The organism is Streptomyces yongxingensis, from assembly GCF_055597465.1.
The window spans coordinates 9170406-9185162 of the sequence record NZ_CM145717.1 but is presented as its reverse complement, the minus strand read 5'-3'; the positions used below and the strand labels follow the sequence as shown (position 1 = coordinate 9185162).

The 14757-nt window shown below is 71.7% G+C and carries 15 protein-coding genes and 1 riboswitch; of the genes, 6 read left to right on the top strand and 9 right to left on the bottom strand.

The features are described from left to right. Positions 1–264 precede the first annotated feature (264 nt). Positions 265–1059 (bottom strand): IclR family transcriptional regulator, encoded by a 795-nt coding sequence (locus tag ACZ6TD_RS39435; protein WP_471345872.1) that lies wholly within the window; start codon positions 1057–1059, stop codon positions 265–267. A 273-nt stretch (positions 1060–1332) separates the two neighbouring features. Between ACZ6TD_RS39435 and ACZ6TD_RS39430 the strand changes: the two genes are divergently transcribed. Next, positions 1333–2184: a putative RNA methyltransferase gene (locus ACZ6TD_RS39430; protein WP_471345870.1), complete on the top strand. Its 852-nt coding sequence runs from the start codon at positions 1333–1335 to the stop codon at positions 2182–2184. Positions 2185–2226: 42 nt separating this feature from the next. Here ACZ6TD_RS39430 and ACZ6TD_RS39425 read toward each other — a convergent pair whose 3' ends face one another. Further along, a complete protein-coding gene (locus ACZ6TD_RS39425; RefSeq protein ID WP_471358864.1) occupies positions 2227–2355 on the bottom strand; it encodes a hypothetical protein in 129 nt (42 codons plus the stop codon). 11 nt (positions 2356–2366) lie between these two features. Here ACZ6TD_RS39425 and ACZ6TD_RS39420 point away from each other — a divergent pair, with 11 nt between their 5' ends. Next, positions 2367–2534 carry a CGNR zinc finger domain-containing protein gene (locus tag ACZ6TD_RS39420; RefSeq protein ID WP_471345869.1) on the top strand — a complete coding sequence of 56 codons (168 nt, stop codon included), beginning with the start codon at positions 2367–2369 and terminating at the stop codon, positions 2532–2534. A 56-nt stretch (positions 2535–2590) separates the two neighbouring features. On the opposite strand, the gene ACZ6TD_RS39415 is transcribed toward ACZ6TD_RS39420, so the two are convergent. Beyond that, complete coding sequence (locus ACZ6TD_RS39415) at positions 2591–3268, bottom strand: response regulator (protein ID WP_471345867.1); 678 nt, start codon at positions 3266–3268, stop codon at positions 2591–2593. After that, positions 3269–4450: a sensor histidine kinase gene (locus ACZ6TD_RS39410; protein ID WP_471345865.1), complete on the bottom strand. Its 1182-nt coding sequence runs from the start codon at positions 4448–4450 to the stop codon at positions 3269–3271. Between the two features lie 540 nt (positions 4451–4990). Here ACZ6TD_RS39410 and ACZ6TD_RS39405 point away from each other — a divergent pair. Next, entirely contained in the window at positions 4991–5203 is a 213-nt protein-coding gene (locus tag ACZ6TD_RS39405; protein WP_471345863.1) for a hypothetical protein, read from the top strand. A gap of 138 nt (positions 5204–5341) precedes the next feature. Continuing rightward, a riboswitch (cobalamin riboswitch) is annotated at positions 5342–5562 on the top strand. A gap of 167 nt (positions 5563–5729) precedes the next feature. Further along, positions 5730–8042: a 5-methyltetrahydropteroyltriglutamate--homocysteine S-methyltransferase gene (metE, locus tag ACZ6TD_RS39400; RefSeq protein WP_471345861.1), complete on the top strand. Its 2313-nt coding sequence runs from the start codon at positions 5730–5732 to the stop codon at positions 8040–8042. 97 nt (positions 8043–8139) lie between these two features. Here the strand turns inward: metE and ACZ6TD_RS39395 are convergent, their stop codons facing one another. Continuing rightward, entirely contained in the window at positions 8140–9006 is an 867-nt protein-coding gene (locus ACZ6TD_RS39395; protein ID WP_471345860.1) for a helix-turn-helix transcriptional regulator, read from the bottom strand. Between the two features lie 151 nt (positions 9007–9157). Between ACZ6TD_RS39395 and ACZ6TD_RS39390 the strand changes: the two genes are divergently transcribed. Further along, positions 9158–10090, top strand: coding sequence for an SDR family NAD(P)-dependent oxidoreductase (locus ACZ6TD_RS39390; RefSeq protein WP_471345858.1), 933 nt, complete (start codon positions 9158–9160; stop codon positions 10088–10090). Positions 10091–10112: 22 nt separating this feature from the next. On the opposite strand, the gene ACZ6TD_RS39385 is transcribed toward ACZ6TD_RS39390, so the two are convergent. Genes ACZ6TD_RS39385 through ACZ6TD_RS39375 form a run of 3 tightly spaced genes read right to left on the bottom strand, consistent with a single transcriptional unit; the run spans position 10113 to position 13350 of the window. Continuing rightward, entirely contained in the window at positions 10113–11297 is a 1185-nt protein-coding gene (locus ACZ6TD_RS39385; RefSeq protein WP_471345856.1) for an epoxide hydrolase family protein, read from the bottom strand. 59 nt (positions 11298–11356) lie between these two features. Then, positions 11357–12244, bottom strand: a complete 888-nt coding sequence (locus ACZ6TD_RS39380; RefSeq protein ID WP_471345854.1) for a helix-turn-helix domain-containing protein — start codon at positions 12242–12244, stop codon at positions 11357–11359. 41 nt (positions 12245–12285) lie between these two features. Next, on the bottom strand, positions 12286–13350 hold the full coding sequence (locus ACZ6TD_RS39375) for an alkene reductase (protein WP_471345852.1): 1065 nt from the start codon (positions 13348–13350) through the stop codon (positions 12286–12288). A gap of 133 nt (positions 13351–13483) precedes the next feature. On the opposite strand from ACZ6TD_RS39375, the gene ACZ6TD_RS39370 reads away from it, so the two are divergent. After that, entirely contained in the window at positions 13484–14044 is a 561-nt protein-coding gene (locus ACZ6TD_RS39370) for a MarR family winged helix-turn-helix transcriptional regulator (RefSeq protein WP_471345850.1), read from the top strand. A gap of 108 nt (positions 14045–14152) precedes the next feature. On the opposite strand, the gene ACZ6TD_RS39365 is transcribed toward ACZ6TD_RS39370, so the two are convergent. Beyond that, a complete protein-coding gene (locus ACZ6TD_RS39365) occupies positions 14153–14593 on the bottom strand; it encodes an Lrp/AsnC family transcriptional regulator (protein WP_037961940.1) in 441 nt (146 codons plus the stop codon). Positions 14594–14757: the final 164 nt, after the last annotated feature.

Genomic DNA, 14757 nt, shown 5'->3' with positions numbered 1-14757 from the left:
GGAGCTTGTCGCCGCGCTCCGCCACCCAGGGGGCCTGGGCCAGCGGGAGGTGCGGCTCGCGGGGGTGCGGACATACGCTCCCATTCCCATAGCCGAATGGCGATCGTCCATTCGAACGTAAAGAGGGTTCAGGAGCGGTGTCAATGACCGTACCGGGATATGGCCGGACCCAGGCGTGCGGCGGGGCACATGGCAGGGGCGCGGAGCGGGGCGCACGGCAAGGGCGCGTGGCAGAGGCGGCGGCGCGCGGCCGGGCCCGGAGGCTCAGTGCTCGCCGAGGCGCTTCAGCAGCGTGCGCAACGAGTGGGCCGCCTCGGTGACATGAGCGGCGATCTCGCTCAGCCGGGCGTCGTCCATCCGGCTGCGCGGCGCCGAGCAGCTGATCGCATCGCCGCCGCCGTGCCCGGTGCCGAGCGGGACCGCCACACAGCGGATGTCCACCGAACTCTCGCCCTCGTCCACCGCCCAGCCGCGCTTGCGGGCGTCTGCGAGCTGGGCGAGCAACTCGTCCGGGTCGGTGACGGTGCTCGGAGTAAGTGCCGGGAGCGGCCAGTTGAGGCGGCGCTGGACCTCCGCCGCGTCGTACTGGGACAGGATCGCCTTGCCGAGCGCGGTGGCGTGCGCGGGCAGCCGGCGGCCCACCGCCGAGTACATTCGCAGGGCATGGCGGGATTCGCGTTTGGCCAGGTGGACGACGTCCGTGTGGTCCAGCCGCCCGAGGTGGACGGCCTCGCCCGTCTCCTCGGCCAGCAGGTCGAGCACCGGCCCCGCGATCCCGGCGAGGTCGTCACTCTCCAGATAGGCGGTGCCGGTCAGCAGCGCCTTGAGGCCAAGGCTGTACAGCGTTCCGGACGGGTCGGTCTCCACCCAGCGGCGGGATTCCATGGTGCGCAGCACCGCGTGCAGGCTGCTCTTGGGCACGGACAGGGTGCTCGCCATGTCGGCGAGCGAGAGCCGGGCGCCCTCGGCACCGAGGAGTTCGAGCACTTCCAGGACGCGCGCCGCGGACTTGACGTCCTCATGACGCCGGACCCGCGCTGCTCCCGACACCGATTCCACGCCGGCCTCCGCTCCCCGGCCCGGCGCCCCGCCGACCCCGGTCCCCGACAAGTTCCGTAGCTCGTCTCGACGCTATATCACGGCGAGCCTATGTTCCGTTACTCCAATGCTGTTCGGTCTTCCGAACGCTGCGCATCAGGCGGGGGATTGTGCCGACGACGTCTCCGGGCGGACCGGCCGCGGCGACCGAGGCAGGGGGTGGATGTGCGGCACCCCGCGCACCTGCGCATAGGCTGGGGTCCTGTCAGGACAACGGCGCCAACGGGGGACACGATGCGGAAAGAGGCGGTTCGGTACCTTCGCTGTCCGTACTGCTCCGGCGCCATGACGATGACCGACGGCGTTCTGCGGTGCTCCCAGGGGCACAGCTTCGACGTGGCCAAGCAGGGGTACGTCAATCTGCTGCGTGGCGCCGCCAAGTTCAGCGCGGACACCGCCGCCATGGTGGCAGCCCGCGCGGACTTCCTGGCCGCCGGCCACTACGCACCGATCGCCGGGGCACTGGCCGCGCTGGCGCGCGCGACGGCACCGGAAACCTCGGGTGGGGACCTCGGCTGTGTCGTGGACATCGGTGGCGGCACGGGCTATCACCTCGGCCGGGTGATGTCGGAGTTCCCTGACTCCGAGGGGATCCTGCTCGACATCTCCAAGTTCGCCGCCCGCCGCGCCGCGCGGGCGCATCCCCGGATCAGCGCGGTGGTGGCCGACGCCTGGGACGGGCTGCCGCTCGCCGACGGGGCCGCGTCGGTGGTCCTCAACGTCTTCGCACCGCGCAATCCGGCCGAGCTGCGGCGGATTCTGCGTCCCGAGGGTGTGCTGCTGGTGGTGACGCCCCGGCCGGATCATCTGCGGGAGCTGGTGGCGGCGCTGGAGCTGCTGCGGGTGGGCGAGCAGAAGGACGAGCGCCTGGCGGACCGGCTCTCGGCGCATTTCACCGAGGTGGCCCGGGAGCGGTCGCGGAGCACCATGACGCTGGACCACAAGGCCGTGCCGCAGTTGGTGGGGATGGGCCCCAACGCCTGGCATCAGCAGAGCGAGCGGCTGGAAGAGCGCATCGCCCGGCTGCCCGAGCCCTGCGATGTGACGCTGTCCGTCACGCTCACCGCGTACCGTCCGCTGGTCTGACGCCGGGCCCCATCGGGCCCCATCGGGCTCCGCTCGGCGCCGTCAGGTCCAGACGGTGTATCCGCCGTCCACGCGGATCGCCTCGATACCGCTGATGTACCGGGCGCCGCAGCGGTCCTGGGGCAGGACGAGCTGGGGGCCCGCGCGGCCAGCTCGCCACTGAGGCGCCATCGGCGCAGCGCATGGCCAGGATTCGCGGCCTGCGCACGGCCCTCATGGACATCATCACCGCGCCGGACAGCGACACCACGCGCAGCCGCACCCAGCGCTGGCACGCGTATGGCACCTGTGGCAACAAGAGCGACGTGGCCGCGTACCGGGCCCGGAAGAAGGCCCGGCCCGGCGGCTGACCCGAGAGCTCGACCTCGGAAAAGTGCGGTCTCGCGGGTACGCCATCGGCCCCGGGTCATTCCTCCGCGTCGCGGACCAGGAGTGCGATCTGCACCCGGTTCTCGACCGCCAGCTTGGCGAACAGGTTGCCGGTGTGCGCCTTGACGGTCGCGATGCTGATGTGCAGCCGCCGGGCGATCTCCGGGTTGCCCAGCCCGTCCGCGATGGCCCTGGCGGTTTCGCGTTCTCGTTCGGTCAGGGTGGACAGCTGTTTCCGCGCGGCTTCGCGGGACGAGTCGCGAGCGTGAGAGGACCGCGGACCGGTGGCTGCGGCGATCACCCGTGCCGTGGCCGCTGGAGACAGCACGGGGTTGCCGTCCGCGACGGTCCGTACCGCGTCGAGAATCTGCTGCGGTCGGGTGTCTTTGAGGACGAACCCGAGTGCTCCGGCGCGCAGTGCGCCGAGCACCAGATCGTCGGAGTCGAATGTGGTCAGCATGAGCACGCGCGGCGGCGCCGGTCGGGTGAGGAGTTCCCGGGTCGTGCTGAGACCGTCACGGCCGGGCATCCGCACGTCCATCAGGACGACGTCCGGCCGCTGCTCGTCCACCACGGTGATCGCGGCGTCCCCGTCGGCCGCCTCCGCGACGACGGTCAGGTCCGGCTCGCCGTCGATGACGAGCCGCAGCGCCATCCGCACCAGCTGTTCGTCGTCGACGATGACGACACGCACCCGCTCCCGCTCGGTATCCACTCATACTCTCTTTTCGTGGGTGGGGTTCGGCCAGGGTAGTCGCGCGGTGAGGAGGTATCCGTTGCCGGGTGTGGGGTGATGGTCGAGTTCTCCGCCGGCGAGGGTGATTCGTTCGGTGAGGCCGAGCAGGCCGAATCCCGATGCCGGTGGTTGTGCGGTTGCCGCGGTGGCTGGGGAGTTGTGGACGCTGACGGTGAGTTTGCCGCCCGCTGTTCCATCGAGGGTGATGTGTACGTGTGCGCCTGGGGCGTGTTTGGCGGCGTTGGTCAGTCCTTCCTGGACGATCCGGTAGCAGGTTCGTCCGACGACGTCGGACGGTATTCCCGTAAGGGTGGTGGTGAGCGTGACGTCCAGTCCGGACGCGCGGGCGTCGTCCACCAGTTCGGGGATTCGGTCGAGGGAGGGTTGTGGTGGGTCCGGGCGGCCCGGGTCGGCTCGGAGCACACCGAGGACATCCCGTAGTTCTTCCAAGGCTCGGTGGGAGCCGTCGGCGATGCCGCGGACCAGCACGCGGTTCTCCTCGGCCGTGAGGTCGCCGCGGTGGTCCAGCACTCCGGCCTGCATGGCGACCAGGGAGATCCGGTGCGCGAGTACGTCGTGCATCTCGCGGGCGATCCGGTTGCGTTCCAGGGCCCGCGCCTGCGCCGCTCGTGCGGTCTGTTCCCGTTCCGCGCTCTCCGCCCGGTCCCGCAAGGACCGCACTTCGACACGGCGCGCGCCGATGGCCATGCCCGCGGCCACCGCGATGCCCGCGATCAGTACCGGGAACGAGAGCCGGAACCACAACGAGCCGGGCGGGCTCTGGACCGGGTAGAACGCGTCGGCGAACTGTGACGCGGTCACGAAGGCCAGCCCGACGACCCCGCTCTCCACCGGACGGCGACGAGTGGAGATCGAGCCCATCGCCAGAAGTGCGGCGCCGGTGGCGAGTGACGACGCGGCCGAGGCGATCGCGACCGTCATGGCGACGGCGAGCGGGAACCGCCGCCGCCACAGAAGCGCCGTCAGGCAGCCGGAAGCCACCAGCGGATCACCGATGACGAACCACGAGCCCGTTTCGGCCGCCTGCCCCCGCAGCAGCACACCGGTGGAGAGCCAGAGCGGGATGCCCACCGCCGCGGCCGCCGCCAGCCGCCAGGTCTGCTGCCACCACCCGAGCCGTGCCGCGACGTCCGTGTTCACCTGGTCATTATCGCGACACCGTGCGGCCGGTGAGTCGGACCGAGGGCTGATACGCCCTGGACCAGAGTCGAAGCACCGCCTCGCCTTGGGTCGGAGGCGGTGCGAGCCGCCGGGCTGATGTGCCGGCCGCGCCGCACGGGCAGGCTCGCGCCCCTGTGTGCCCCCGTGTGCCCCTGTGCGCCCCTTCAGGAGGACATCAGATGCGCAGAACCCTGCCCCTCGCCTGCGCGGCGGAGCTCCCGGGCACTGTTCGCTCGTCGGCTGACGAACGATGATGGCCGGCAGACGGTCTACGGCGTCGACGTCAGGCATTGGCAGAACCAGTCGTGGGCAACACCGTGATCGGGCTCGGTACGGCGGCGGCCAGCACGGAGCGGGCGCTGCGGCTGCGCTACAGCCGGCTGCTCGACGGCGGCGGACGACCTGACGGGACCGTCTTCGCCCATTGGGAGGACGTTGGGCCGCGATCCGCCCGACAAAGGGGCACCATGCATGCGAAGCCGGTCATTTCTGGCCGCTCATCCCCAGCAAGGAGTTCCCATGCGTATGCGGACCGCCCTGTCCACGCTCGCTCTCACCGCCGCGTCCCTCGCCGTCGGCGCGGCGGGTGCCGTCGCGGAGGACGGCCCCGATGTCACCACCGTCAACAACGCCGGCAGCACGACCTTCCCCGGTGTGTGCGCCAGCAACCAGTTCTCCTTCGTCACCGTCCCGGTCAATCTGGTGGGCGCGTCGGACTCCAGTTCGTGCTGAGCCCGTGAGGAGCGGAACCCCCGGCCGACGTGGCCGGGGGTTTTCCTGTGTCCTGAGTGGGCCATGCCACACCATGCCCGTCCCACCTCACCATCCCGAATACCGGACGGGACGCCGCACACCGCCGCACGGCCCCGTAGGCTGGCTGGTGCAGCTGGTTCGCCCCGTCCGCCAGGCGGGACGCGTCGCAAGAGGGAACCCGGTGGGAATCCGGGACTGCCCCGCAGCGGTGAGCGGGAACGACCGCCGTCATACGCACTGGGCCCGGTGAGAGGGGCCTGGGAAGCGACGGCCAGTAGGTGTCCTCCGAGGAGGACGCGCCCGTGAGTCCGAAGACCTGCCATCTGCCCGCGTACGGACCACCCGTGCGCGGACATCCCGGTGACCTCGAGGGCGGGTCGGCGAATCTGTACCAGGCGGACGATCGCGCGCCAGCCGCGCGAGGTCGTGGCGTCCGGTCCGTCACCCTTCGCGCTCTCCTCCCGTCGCCGGGACCTCAGGGATTCATCTCGCGAAGGAGATCTCCGTGACCACCAAGTCCGCGGCAGCACGGGCCACCGTGTACGGCTACCCCCGCCAGGGCCCGAACCGGGAACTGAAGAAGGCGATCGAGGGCTACTGGAAGGGCCGCGTCACCGCCGGCGCGCTGAGGGCCACCGCCGCCGAACTGCGCCGCGCCACCTGGCGGCAACTGGCCGGGGCGGGCATCGACGAAGTCCCCACCGGCGACTTCTCGTACTACGACCATGTGCTGGACACCACCGTCATGGTCGGCGCCGTCCCCGACCGCCACCGGGACGCCGTCGCCGCCGACCCGCTCGACGGGTACTTCGCGATGGCGCGGGGCACACAGGACGTGGCGCCGCTGGAGATGACCAAGTGGTTCGACACCAACTACCACTATCTGGTCCCGGAGCTGGGTCCGGACACGGTGTTCGCGGCCGACTCCGCCAAGCAGGTCGCCGAGCTCAAGGAGGCCCTCGCCCTCGGGCTGACCGCGCGGCCGGTCCTCGTCGGCCCCGTCACCTACCTCCTCCTCGCCAAGCCCGCGCCCGGCGCGCCCGCCGACTTCGAGCCGCTCACCCTCCTGGACCGGCTGCTTCCGGTGTACGCCGAGGTCCTGGCCGATCTGCGGGCGGCCGGTGCCGAGTGGGTGCAGCTCGACGAGCCCGCCCTGGTCCAGGACCGCACCCCGGCCGAAATTAACGCGGCCGGTCGCGCCCATCGCAACCTGGGCGCCCTCACCGACCGCCCGAAGCTGCTGCTCGCCTCGTACTTCGACCGCCTCGGCGAGGCGCTGCCGGTGCTGGCCAACGCCCCGGTCGAGGGGCTGGCGCTGGACTTCACGGAGGCCGCCGCGGCCAATCTGGACGCGCTGGCCGCCGTCGGCGGGCTGCCCCGCAAGCGGCTGGTCGCCGGTGTCGTCAACGGCCGCAACATCTGGGTCGACGACCTGGAGAAGTCCCTGGCCACGCTCGGCACCCTGCTGGGCCTGGCGGACCGGGTCGATGTGGCCGCCTCCTGCTCGCTGCTGCACGTCCCGCTCGACACGACGGCCGAGCGGGACATCGAACCGCAGATCCTGCGCTGGCTGGCCTTCGCCCGGCAGAAGACCGCGGAGATCGTCACCCTCGCCAAGGGCCTGGCCCGCGGCGCGGGCGCGATCACCGCCGAGCTGGCCGCGAACCGGGCCGACCTCGCCTCCCGCGCCGGCTCCCCCATCACCCGCGACCCGGCCGTCCGCGCCCGCGCCGCCGCGGTCACCGAGGCCGACGCCCGGCGTTCCCATCCGTACGCCGAGCGCACCGCGGCCCAGCGCGCCCACCTGCGCCTGCCGCTGCTGCCGACCACCACCATCGGCTCCTTCCCGCAGACCGGTGAACTCCGCGCCGCCCGCGCCGCCCTGCGCGGGGGCCGGATCGACACGGCCGGGTACGAGGAGCGCGTCAGGGCCGAGATCCAGGAGGTGATCTCCTTCCAGGAGAAGACCGGCCTGGATGTGCTGGTGCACGGCGAGGCCGAGCGCAACGACATGGTCCAGTACTTCGCCGAGCGGCTCACCGGCTATCTGGCCACGCAGCACGGCTGGGTCCAGTCCTACGGCACCCGTTACGTCCGCCCGCCGATCCTGGCCGGTGACGTCTCACGTCCCGAGCCGATGACGGTGCGCTGGACGACCTACGCCCAGTCCCTCACCGACCGCCCGGTCAAGGGCATGCTCACCGGACCGGTGACGATGCTCGCCTGGTCCTTCGTCCGCGACGACCAGCCCCGCGGCGACACCGCCCGGCAGGTGGCCCTCGCCCTGCGCGACGAGGTGAACGACCTGGAGGCGGCCGGGACCTCGGTCATCCAGGTGGACGAGCCCGCGCTGCGCGAGACCCTGCCCCTGCGCACCGCCGACCAGCCCGCCTATCTGGCCTGGGCGACCGAGGTCTTCCGGCTCACCACCGGTGGCGTACGCCCCGACACCCAGATCCACACCCATATGTGCTACGCCGAGTTCGGCGACATCGTGCAGGCGATCGACGACCTCGACGCCGATGTCATCAGCCTGGAGGCCGCCCGCTCCCATATGCGGGTGGCCCGCGAGCTCGCCGCCCACGGCTATCCGCGCGAGGCCGGGCCCGGGGTGTACGACATCCACTCCCCGCGGGTGCCCAGCGCGGAGGAGGCGGCCGAACTGCTGCGGACGGGCCTGAAGGCCATCCCCGCCGAGCGGCTGTGGGTCAACCCCGACTGCGGTCTGAAGACCCGCGGCTGGCCGGAGACCCGCGCCGCACTGGAGAACCTGGTCACCGCGGCCCGTACGGTCCGCGGTGAGCTGCCCGCGTCCTGACCCGGACGACCGGCCGGGGCCGGGGCGCCACGCGCTCCGGCCCCGGTGCCGGCGCTCCGGCCCCGGTGCCGATCCCACGCCGCCGCGACAGGACCGGTCACGGGCGAGGAGCGGCGGTGTGGGGGCCGGTGACGCGCAGCAGGTCCAGCTTGCCCGCGTCGCTGCTTCCGGTCGCCGCCGTGTAGGTGACCATGCGCAGATCCGCGCCGGGGACGATGAGCACATCGCAGTCGAGCAGGATGTCGCCGATCTCCGGGTGCCGGATCGTCTTGCGGTCGGAGGTGTGCTGGGCGGCGGTCGCCCGGGTGGCCCAGTGACGGGCGAAGACCTCGGACTCCGCCCGGAGCTCCCGCACCAGGCGGGCGAGCCGGGCGTCGGCGGGGTAGCGGGAGACGGCGTCCTTGAGGTCGGCCACGATCGAGGTTTCGAAGGTGTCGGGCCCCCTCTCGGGACGGACGCGGAGCACCGGGTCGCGGGCGGCACCGGTGCCGAACAGGGCGCGGGCCAGGTTGCGTTCGGCGGTCGGGAGGACGGTGGGGTCGCCGTGCAGGGCGCTCCACATGGCGTTCCACCACACCAGGGTCCAGTCGGCGGTGAATACCCCGATCGGGACGTCGCCCAGACGCGCCGCGAGCCGTTGGATGCCCGGGGGCACATGGGCGCTGACCGTCCCGTCCCGCGGCGGCAGCAGCCCGGCGCTCCGGTACAACTGGTCGCGTTCGGCGCGGGAGAGCTGGAGGGCGCGGGCGAGGGCGCCGACGACCTGGTCCGAGGGGTGCTTCGCGCGTCCCTGCTCCAGGCGCAGGATGTAGTCGACGGAGAGCCCGGCCAGCTCGGCGAGCTCCTCGCGGCGCAGCCCCGGGGCACGACGGCCCGCCGCCGGGGCGAAACCGGCGTCGGCCGGGGCGAGGCGGTCGCGCCAGGCCCGCAGGAGCACGGCGAAGTCGGAGCGGGAGGAAGCCATGGGTTCATTCTCGCCGCGCGGCGCCGGATGAGCCTGGGTACTGCCAGTCCTAGTGACGGGGACGGCACTGGCCGGCGGGGGCGGGGGCGGCGAACGTGGAGCCGCCGCGCCCGGGCCGGGCGCCATCGGCCGACCAGTGAAGGAGCCTTCCATGCCTGCTACGCAGCACACCATCGTGATGACGGGCGCGAGCCGCGGGATCGGGCGGGTCGCCGCGGAGCACATCGTGCGCCGGTCGCCCGACGCGCACCTCCTCGTCGTGGCCCGCGCGTCCTCCGGCGCCCAGCTCGCCGAAGAGCTCGCCACGGGCGGGCACACGGTCTCGTACGTCCCGGCGGACCTCGGCTCGCTCCAGAGCGTCCGCTCCGCCGCCACCGGGATCCGTGACCGGCTGGAGCGCGGTGATCTGCCACCGCTGCGCGGCTTCGTGGGCAACGCGGGGATGCAGTACACCAACGCGCTGACCGAGTCCCCCGACGGGTTCGAGGCCACCTTCGCCATCAACGTACTGGCCAACCACCTCTTCGTCCGGGTGCTCCAGGACCACTTCGCGGCGCCCGCCCGAATCGTGATCACCGTCAGCGACACCCACTTCGGGGACTTCAGGCACAACCTGGGCATGGTTCCCGGCCCCGTCTGGAACTCCCCCGACGTTCTCGCCCGTCCGGGCGCCTTCCCCAAGCCGGCCGGCCCGGCGGGCGGGCGCACCGCGTACTCGACCAGCAAGCTGGCCGCCGTCCACCTCGTGCACGAGTACGCGCGGAGGCTTCCGGCCGGGATCGATGTCGTCGCGTACAACCCCGGTTTCGTCCCCGGCACCGGTCTCGCCCGCAACGCCGGTCCGCTCTCCCGCTTCGCCATGCGGCGCGTCCTGCCGGTGATGGCCCTCACGCCGTTCGCCACCGGCCGGGGCGCCGCGGGCCGCTACCTCGCCGACGTCGTGCTCGGCACGACCCCGGCACCGACCGGCTCCTACGTCGACCGCGCCCGGGTCGCGCGGTCGTCGGAGGAGTCCTACGATCCGCGGCGCGAGCGCGAACTGTGGGACGCCGTCGAGCGGTTCACCGTGACGCACGCGGCCTGAGCGGCGTGGCGCACCACTTTCGTCACCGCACGGTGCGGAAGGCGTCCCGCAGCTCCCGCACCAGCGTCTCGGGCTGCTCCAGCCCGGGGAAGTGGCCGCCCACCTCCATCTCATGCCAGGAGCGCAGATCCGTATAGCGCCGCTCGGCCCAGCGTTCGGCCGTGGGCCATGGCTCGGCCGGGAACAGCGTGCACGCGGTCGGCACGGTCACCGGCAGGGCGTTCTCCTCCTCGGCGCCGCGCGGTGTCCAGCGCAGCGCCTCCCAGTACCAGCGGGCGCTGGACGCCCCCGTTCCGGTGAGCCAGTACAGGGCGATGCCTTCGGCCTGCCGGTCAAGGCTCACTCCCCCGCCCGCTTCGGCACGGGTGTCGGCGTAGGCGGCGAACTTCTCACCCAGCCAGGCGGCCAGCCCGGCGGGCGAGTCGACCAGGGCGTAGCCGAGGGTCTGGGGCCGGGTGCCCATCTGGATGCCGAATCCATAGCCGTCGGCCAGGTGCAGATCGCGCCGTTCGATCATCCGCGCCTCCGCCGGGGTGGCGGTGTCGCGGTCCTGCGGGAGCGGCGAGGCCACCGGCATCGTCAGGTGCAGGCCCGCCACCCGTGAGGGGAAGCGGCGGGCCAGCTCGGTGCTGATGAACGCGCCCCAGTCGCCGCCGTGCGCGCCGAAGCGCTCGTAGCCCAGCCGGCTCATCAGCGTCGCCCAGGCGTCGGCGGTGCGCGCGGGATTCCACCCGGTCCGCGCGGGACGGCCGCTGAAGCCGAATCCGGGCAGGGACGGGACGACGACGTCGAAGGCGTCGGCCCGGTCGCCGCCGTGGCCGACCGGATCGGTGAGCGGGCCGATGACCTGCTCGAACTCCAGGACCGACCCCGGCCAGCCATGGGTCAGCAGCAGGGGCATCGCGCCGGGCTCCGGCGACCGCACATGCCAGAAGGCCAGCTCCAGGCCGTCGATGACCGTGCGGAAGTGGCCGATGGCGTTCCACATCTTCTCGCGTGCCCGCCAGTCCAGCGCGCGCAACGCCGCGAGGAGTGCCCGCATCTGGTCCAGCGGCACGCCTTGGGAGGCGTTCGCCACGGTCTCCGATTCCGGCAGGCGGACCCGTTCCAGTCGCAGGCGCAGATCGTCGAGGTCGGCGTCGGGAACGGAGATGGCAAAGGGTTCGATGTCGGGCGTCACTCCGCCCGGTGAAGAAGAAGTCGGCACGCCACGAACGCTAGAAGCGCCCCGGGGCCGTGGGAATGCGCGCGATTGCCGTCCACGGATCAGCGATTGCGGTAGGCCGACGGCCGTACGCCCGTGTGCCGCAGGAACGCCGTGGACAGTGCGCCCGGGCTGCCGAATCCGCACCGCGTGGCCACTTGCGCGACGGACAGCTCACCCGCCCGGAGCAGCCGCTGTGCCTCCTCGATCCGCAGCCGGGTGAGATAGCGGTGGGGCGTCTGGCCCGTGGCGTCCCTGAAGGCCCGGATGAAGTAGTACACGCTGAAGCCGGCCTCGGAGGCCATGTCCGCCACCGTCAAGGGGCCACCCAGCCGGTCCCGCATCATCGCCACGGCCTTGTGCACCCAGGGCCCCGCGGCGCTCGGCCGGTTCACCTCCGGTGGCCGGACGCCGCAGGTGAGCAGATGCACGGCGAGGAACGTCGCCGCGGACTCCGCGTACAGGTCGTCGGCCTCGCCGGCCGCGCCCAGCGACCGCATGGTGTGCTCGACGAGCGGATCCCCCGAAGCCACCGCTGCGGCCATCCGCTCGTAGTCGATGCGTTCCCCGCCCAATTGCTCGACCGTACGGGCGACGGTGACGCGTGGGATGTGCACCTGGAGGGTCCGCAGGGGGACCACGGACCGATAGCGGCGTACCGACGCCACGCCCGGAACCGCCATATCGAGCTGTCCCGGCATCCAGTGCCGCTGCCGCCAGCGCCCACCGGTACTGGTCTCCATGGCCGCGTCGCCCGCGACGGTCAGGACGAGATGCAGATCGTCGGTGGCGGGCAACGCCACCCGCTCCACGCGCGCGACGTGATCGAACCGCTGCAAGAGCAGGGACCGCCAGCCGAGGCCGTCCCAGCTGTTGAATGTCCGCTCGACATAGGGGTTAGCGTCGAATCCGGTATACGGCTCGAGGTCGAAGTCAGGAGCGTCACACACCACATCGAGCATAGCCACGACGCGGCCGGGAGGGTCGCCCCTCAGGCGGTCAGGTACGGGTAGTCGGTGTACCCCTTGTCGGTGCCGCCGTAGTAGGTCGTCTCGTCCGGTGTGTTGTACGGTCCGCCCGCGCGCAGCCGGGCCGGAAGGTCCGGGTTGGCGAGGAAGAGCGCCCCGAAGGACAGCATGTCGGCCGTACCGTCCTCGATGAGCGCCAGCTCCTCCGCGCTGGTGAACCCGTCCGTCGCGGGGTTGAGGATGAAGGTTCCGGAGAACTCCTTGCGGAGGATGCCGGTCAGATCGCGGGAGTCCTCGACGACGTGCAGATAGGCGGGGCCGGTCTCGTCCAGGCGGCGGATCAGCTGGACGTACGTGGCCTCGAGGTCGGGCTCCTCGATGCCGTTGTAACGGATCCCGGGCGAGACGCGTATCCCGGTGCGCCGCGCTCCGATGGCCGCCGACACGGCCGCCACCACCTCGGCCGCGAACCGGACCCGGCCCTCGATCGAGCCGCCCCACTCATCGGTGCGCAGATTGGAGCTGGGCGCCAGGAACTGGTGGATCAAGTAGCCGTAGGCGGCGTGCAGTTCGACCCCGTCGAACCCCGCCTCGATGGCGTTGCGTGCCGCCTGGGCGAAGTCCGCGATCGTCTCCCGCACCTCCTGGGAGGTCAGCTCGCGCGGGGTGGTGAACTCCTTCATCCCGTCGACGGTGAACAGCCGGCCGGGTGCGGCGACGGCCGAGGGCGCGACCTGCACCAGCCCGTCGGGCAGCAGGCCGGGGTCGCCGACCCTGCCGACGTGCGAGATCTGGGCGAAGACCGCCCCGCCCTCGGCGTGCACCGCGTCGGTGACGCGGCGCCAGGCGGCGATCTGCTCGGCGCTGTGCAGCCCCGGGGTGTGGGGGAAGCCCTGACCGACCACGGACGGCTGCGACCCCTCCGTGATGATCAGCCCGGCCGAGGCCCGCTGCGCGTAGTACGTGGCCATGGAGTCGGTGGCCGTATTGCCGGGCCCGAAGGCACGGGCACGCCCCATGGCGGGCATGACCAGGCGGTTGCGGAGCGGCAGCCCGGCAAGGTCGATCGGATCGAAGGGTGTGGACACAACGGCTCCCGTGGTCGATGGGGCATGACGGTCGGCAACGAGATCATTGGCCGCCCAATGATCTCGCGGCGAAGCCACCATAACCCATTCATTGGGTGGCCAATGATTGGTCGGCCACGATAGCCTTGCCACCATGACCACAGAGCTCCCGCACACCGGCGCGACGGAGGACGAGCACATCGACGCCACGGAGGCCGAGCCCGCCGGCGGGGCGGAGGTCGAGCCTGCCGACGCCACGGGGGCCGGATACGGCGGCCACGTCAGTCAGACCCTGGCGCGGGTGTCCCGCCTGCACCGCCTCGCCGGGGGCAGGCTGCTGCGCCCGACCGGCCTCTGCTCCGGCCAGGAATTCCTGATGATGACCCTGTGGGACGCGGGATCGGTCCGGCAGTCCGAGCTGGCGAGGGCGCTCGACCTGGACCCGTCGACCGTCACCCTGATGTTGCGGCGGCTGGAGCAGGGCGGGCATGTCACCCGCACCCGCGATGCGCAGGACCGGCGTGTCATGCTCGTCCGGGCCTCGGAGCAGAGCTATGCCCTGCGGCCCCAGGTCGCGGAGGCATGGGGGCGGCTGGAGGAGCACATCCTGGACGGGCTCGACGACGGGGAGCGCGATGCCTTCGCCAGGATCCTCATGAAGGTCGAGAAGAACCTCGCCGCAGGAGAAGGCGAAGAGGACCCCGAGCGCTCTTAGGGTCCTTCTGGCGGCCCACGCGGCGGAACCGCGTATCGATGCCGCGGGAAGGGGCGGGGAGGGGAACGGCCCGCCGCGGGCGTCACGATCCGTCGGCCACCCCTCAGGTCAGGCGTGGCGTGTCCACGAGCCCAGCACCATCAGCGTCTTGGTTCCGGTGACCAGCCCCACGCGCCGCAGACCGTCGATGACCTGCTGCAGATGCTCGATGTCCCGCACCCGGACGTGCACCAGGGCATCGGGATCACCGGCGATGGTGAAGACGGCCTGCACCTCGGGAACCGTGTAGCAGGTGCGGACGATCTCACCGACCGGTGTCGTACCGGTGTAGGACAGCTCCACGAATGCCTCGATGCCCCAGCCGAGCTTGGTGTGGTCGATCTGCACCGTGAAGCCCTTGATCACCCCGGTGTCCTTGAGCCGGTCCACCCGGCGCTTGACCGCGGCCACCGACAATCCCACCTCGGGTGCCATCTCGGAGAAGGTGCGCCGCCCGTCCTCGCGCAGCATGCGCAGCAACTGCCGGTCCACATCGTCGAACTCGGGCATCGGCCCTCCATTTCGCGACTCGCGCGCGAGGGCGGCCCGCGCAAAGTCTTTTAGTCCAGCCAGCGAAATCCCCCGGCAGTTTGCGTCTTGTCCCGGATCAGCCGCAAGTTACTTGTGCTCCTCGGGAGGGTGTTGCTGTCCTTGAGCCGGACCCCAGATACGTC

Bases quoted from the DNA above. Each gene is read 5' to 3' on its own strand.
- ACZ6TD_RS39430 (WP_471345870.1), top strand. From the start codon at position 1,333: ATGCGGAAAGAGGCGGTTCGGTACCTTCGCTGTCCGTACTGCTCCGGC.
- ACZ6TD_RS39425 (WP_471358864.1), bottom strand. From the start codon at position 2,355: ATGGCGCCTCAGTGGCGAGCTGGCCGCGCGGGCCCCCAGCTCGTCCTG.
- ACZ6TD_RS39420 (WP_471345869.1), top strand. From the start codon at position 2,367: ATGGCCAGGATTCGCGGCCTGCGCACGGCCCTCATGGACATCATCACC.
- ACZ6TD_RS39405 (WP_471345863.1), top strand. From the start codon at position 4,991: ATGCGTATGCGGACCGCCCTGTCCACGCTCGCTCTCACCGCCGCGTCC.
- ACZ6TD_RS39395 (WP_471345860.1), bottom strand. From the start codon at position 9,006: ATGGCTTCCTCCCGCTCCGACTTCGCCGTGCTCCTGCGGGCCTGGCGC.
- ACZ6TD_RS39390 (WP_471345858.1), top strand. From the start codon at position 9,158: ATGCCTGCTACGCAGCACACCATCGTGATGACGGGCGCGAGCCGCGGG.
- ACZ6TD_RS39370 (WP_471345850.1), top strand. From the start codon at position 13,484: ATGACCACAGAGCTCCCGCACACCGGCGCGACGGAGGACGAGCACATC.
- ACZ6TD_RS39365 (WP_037961940.1), bottom strand. From the start codon at position 14,593: ATGCCCGAGTTCGACGATGTGGACCGGCAGTTGCTGCGCATGCTGCGC.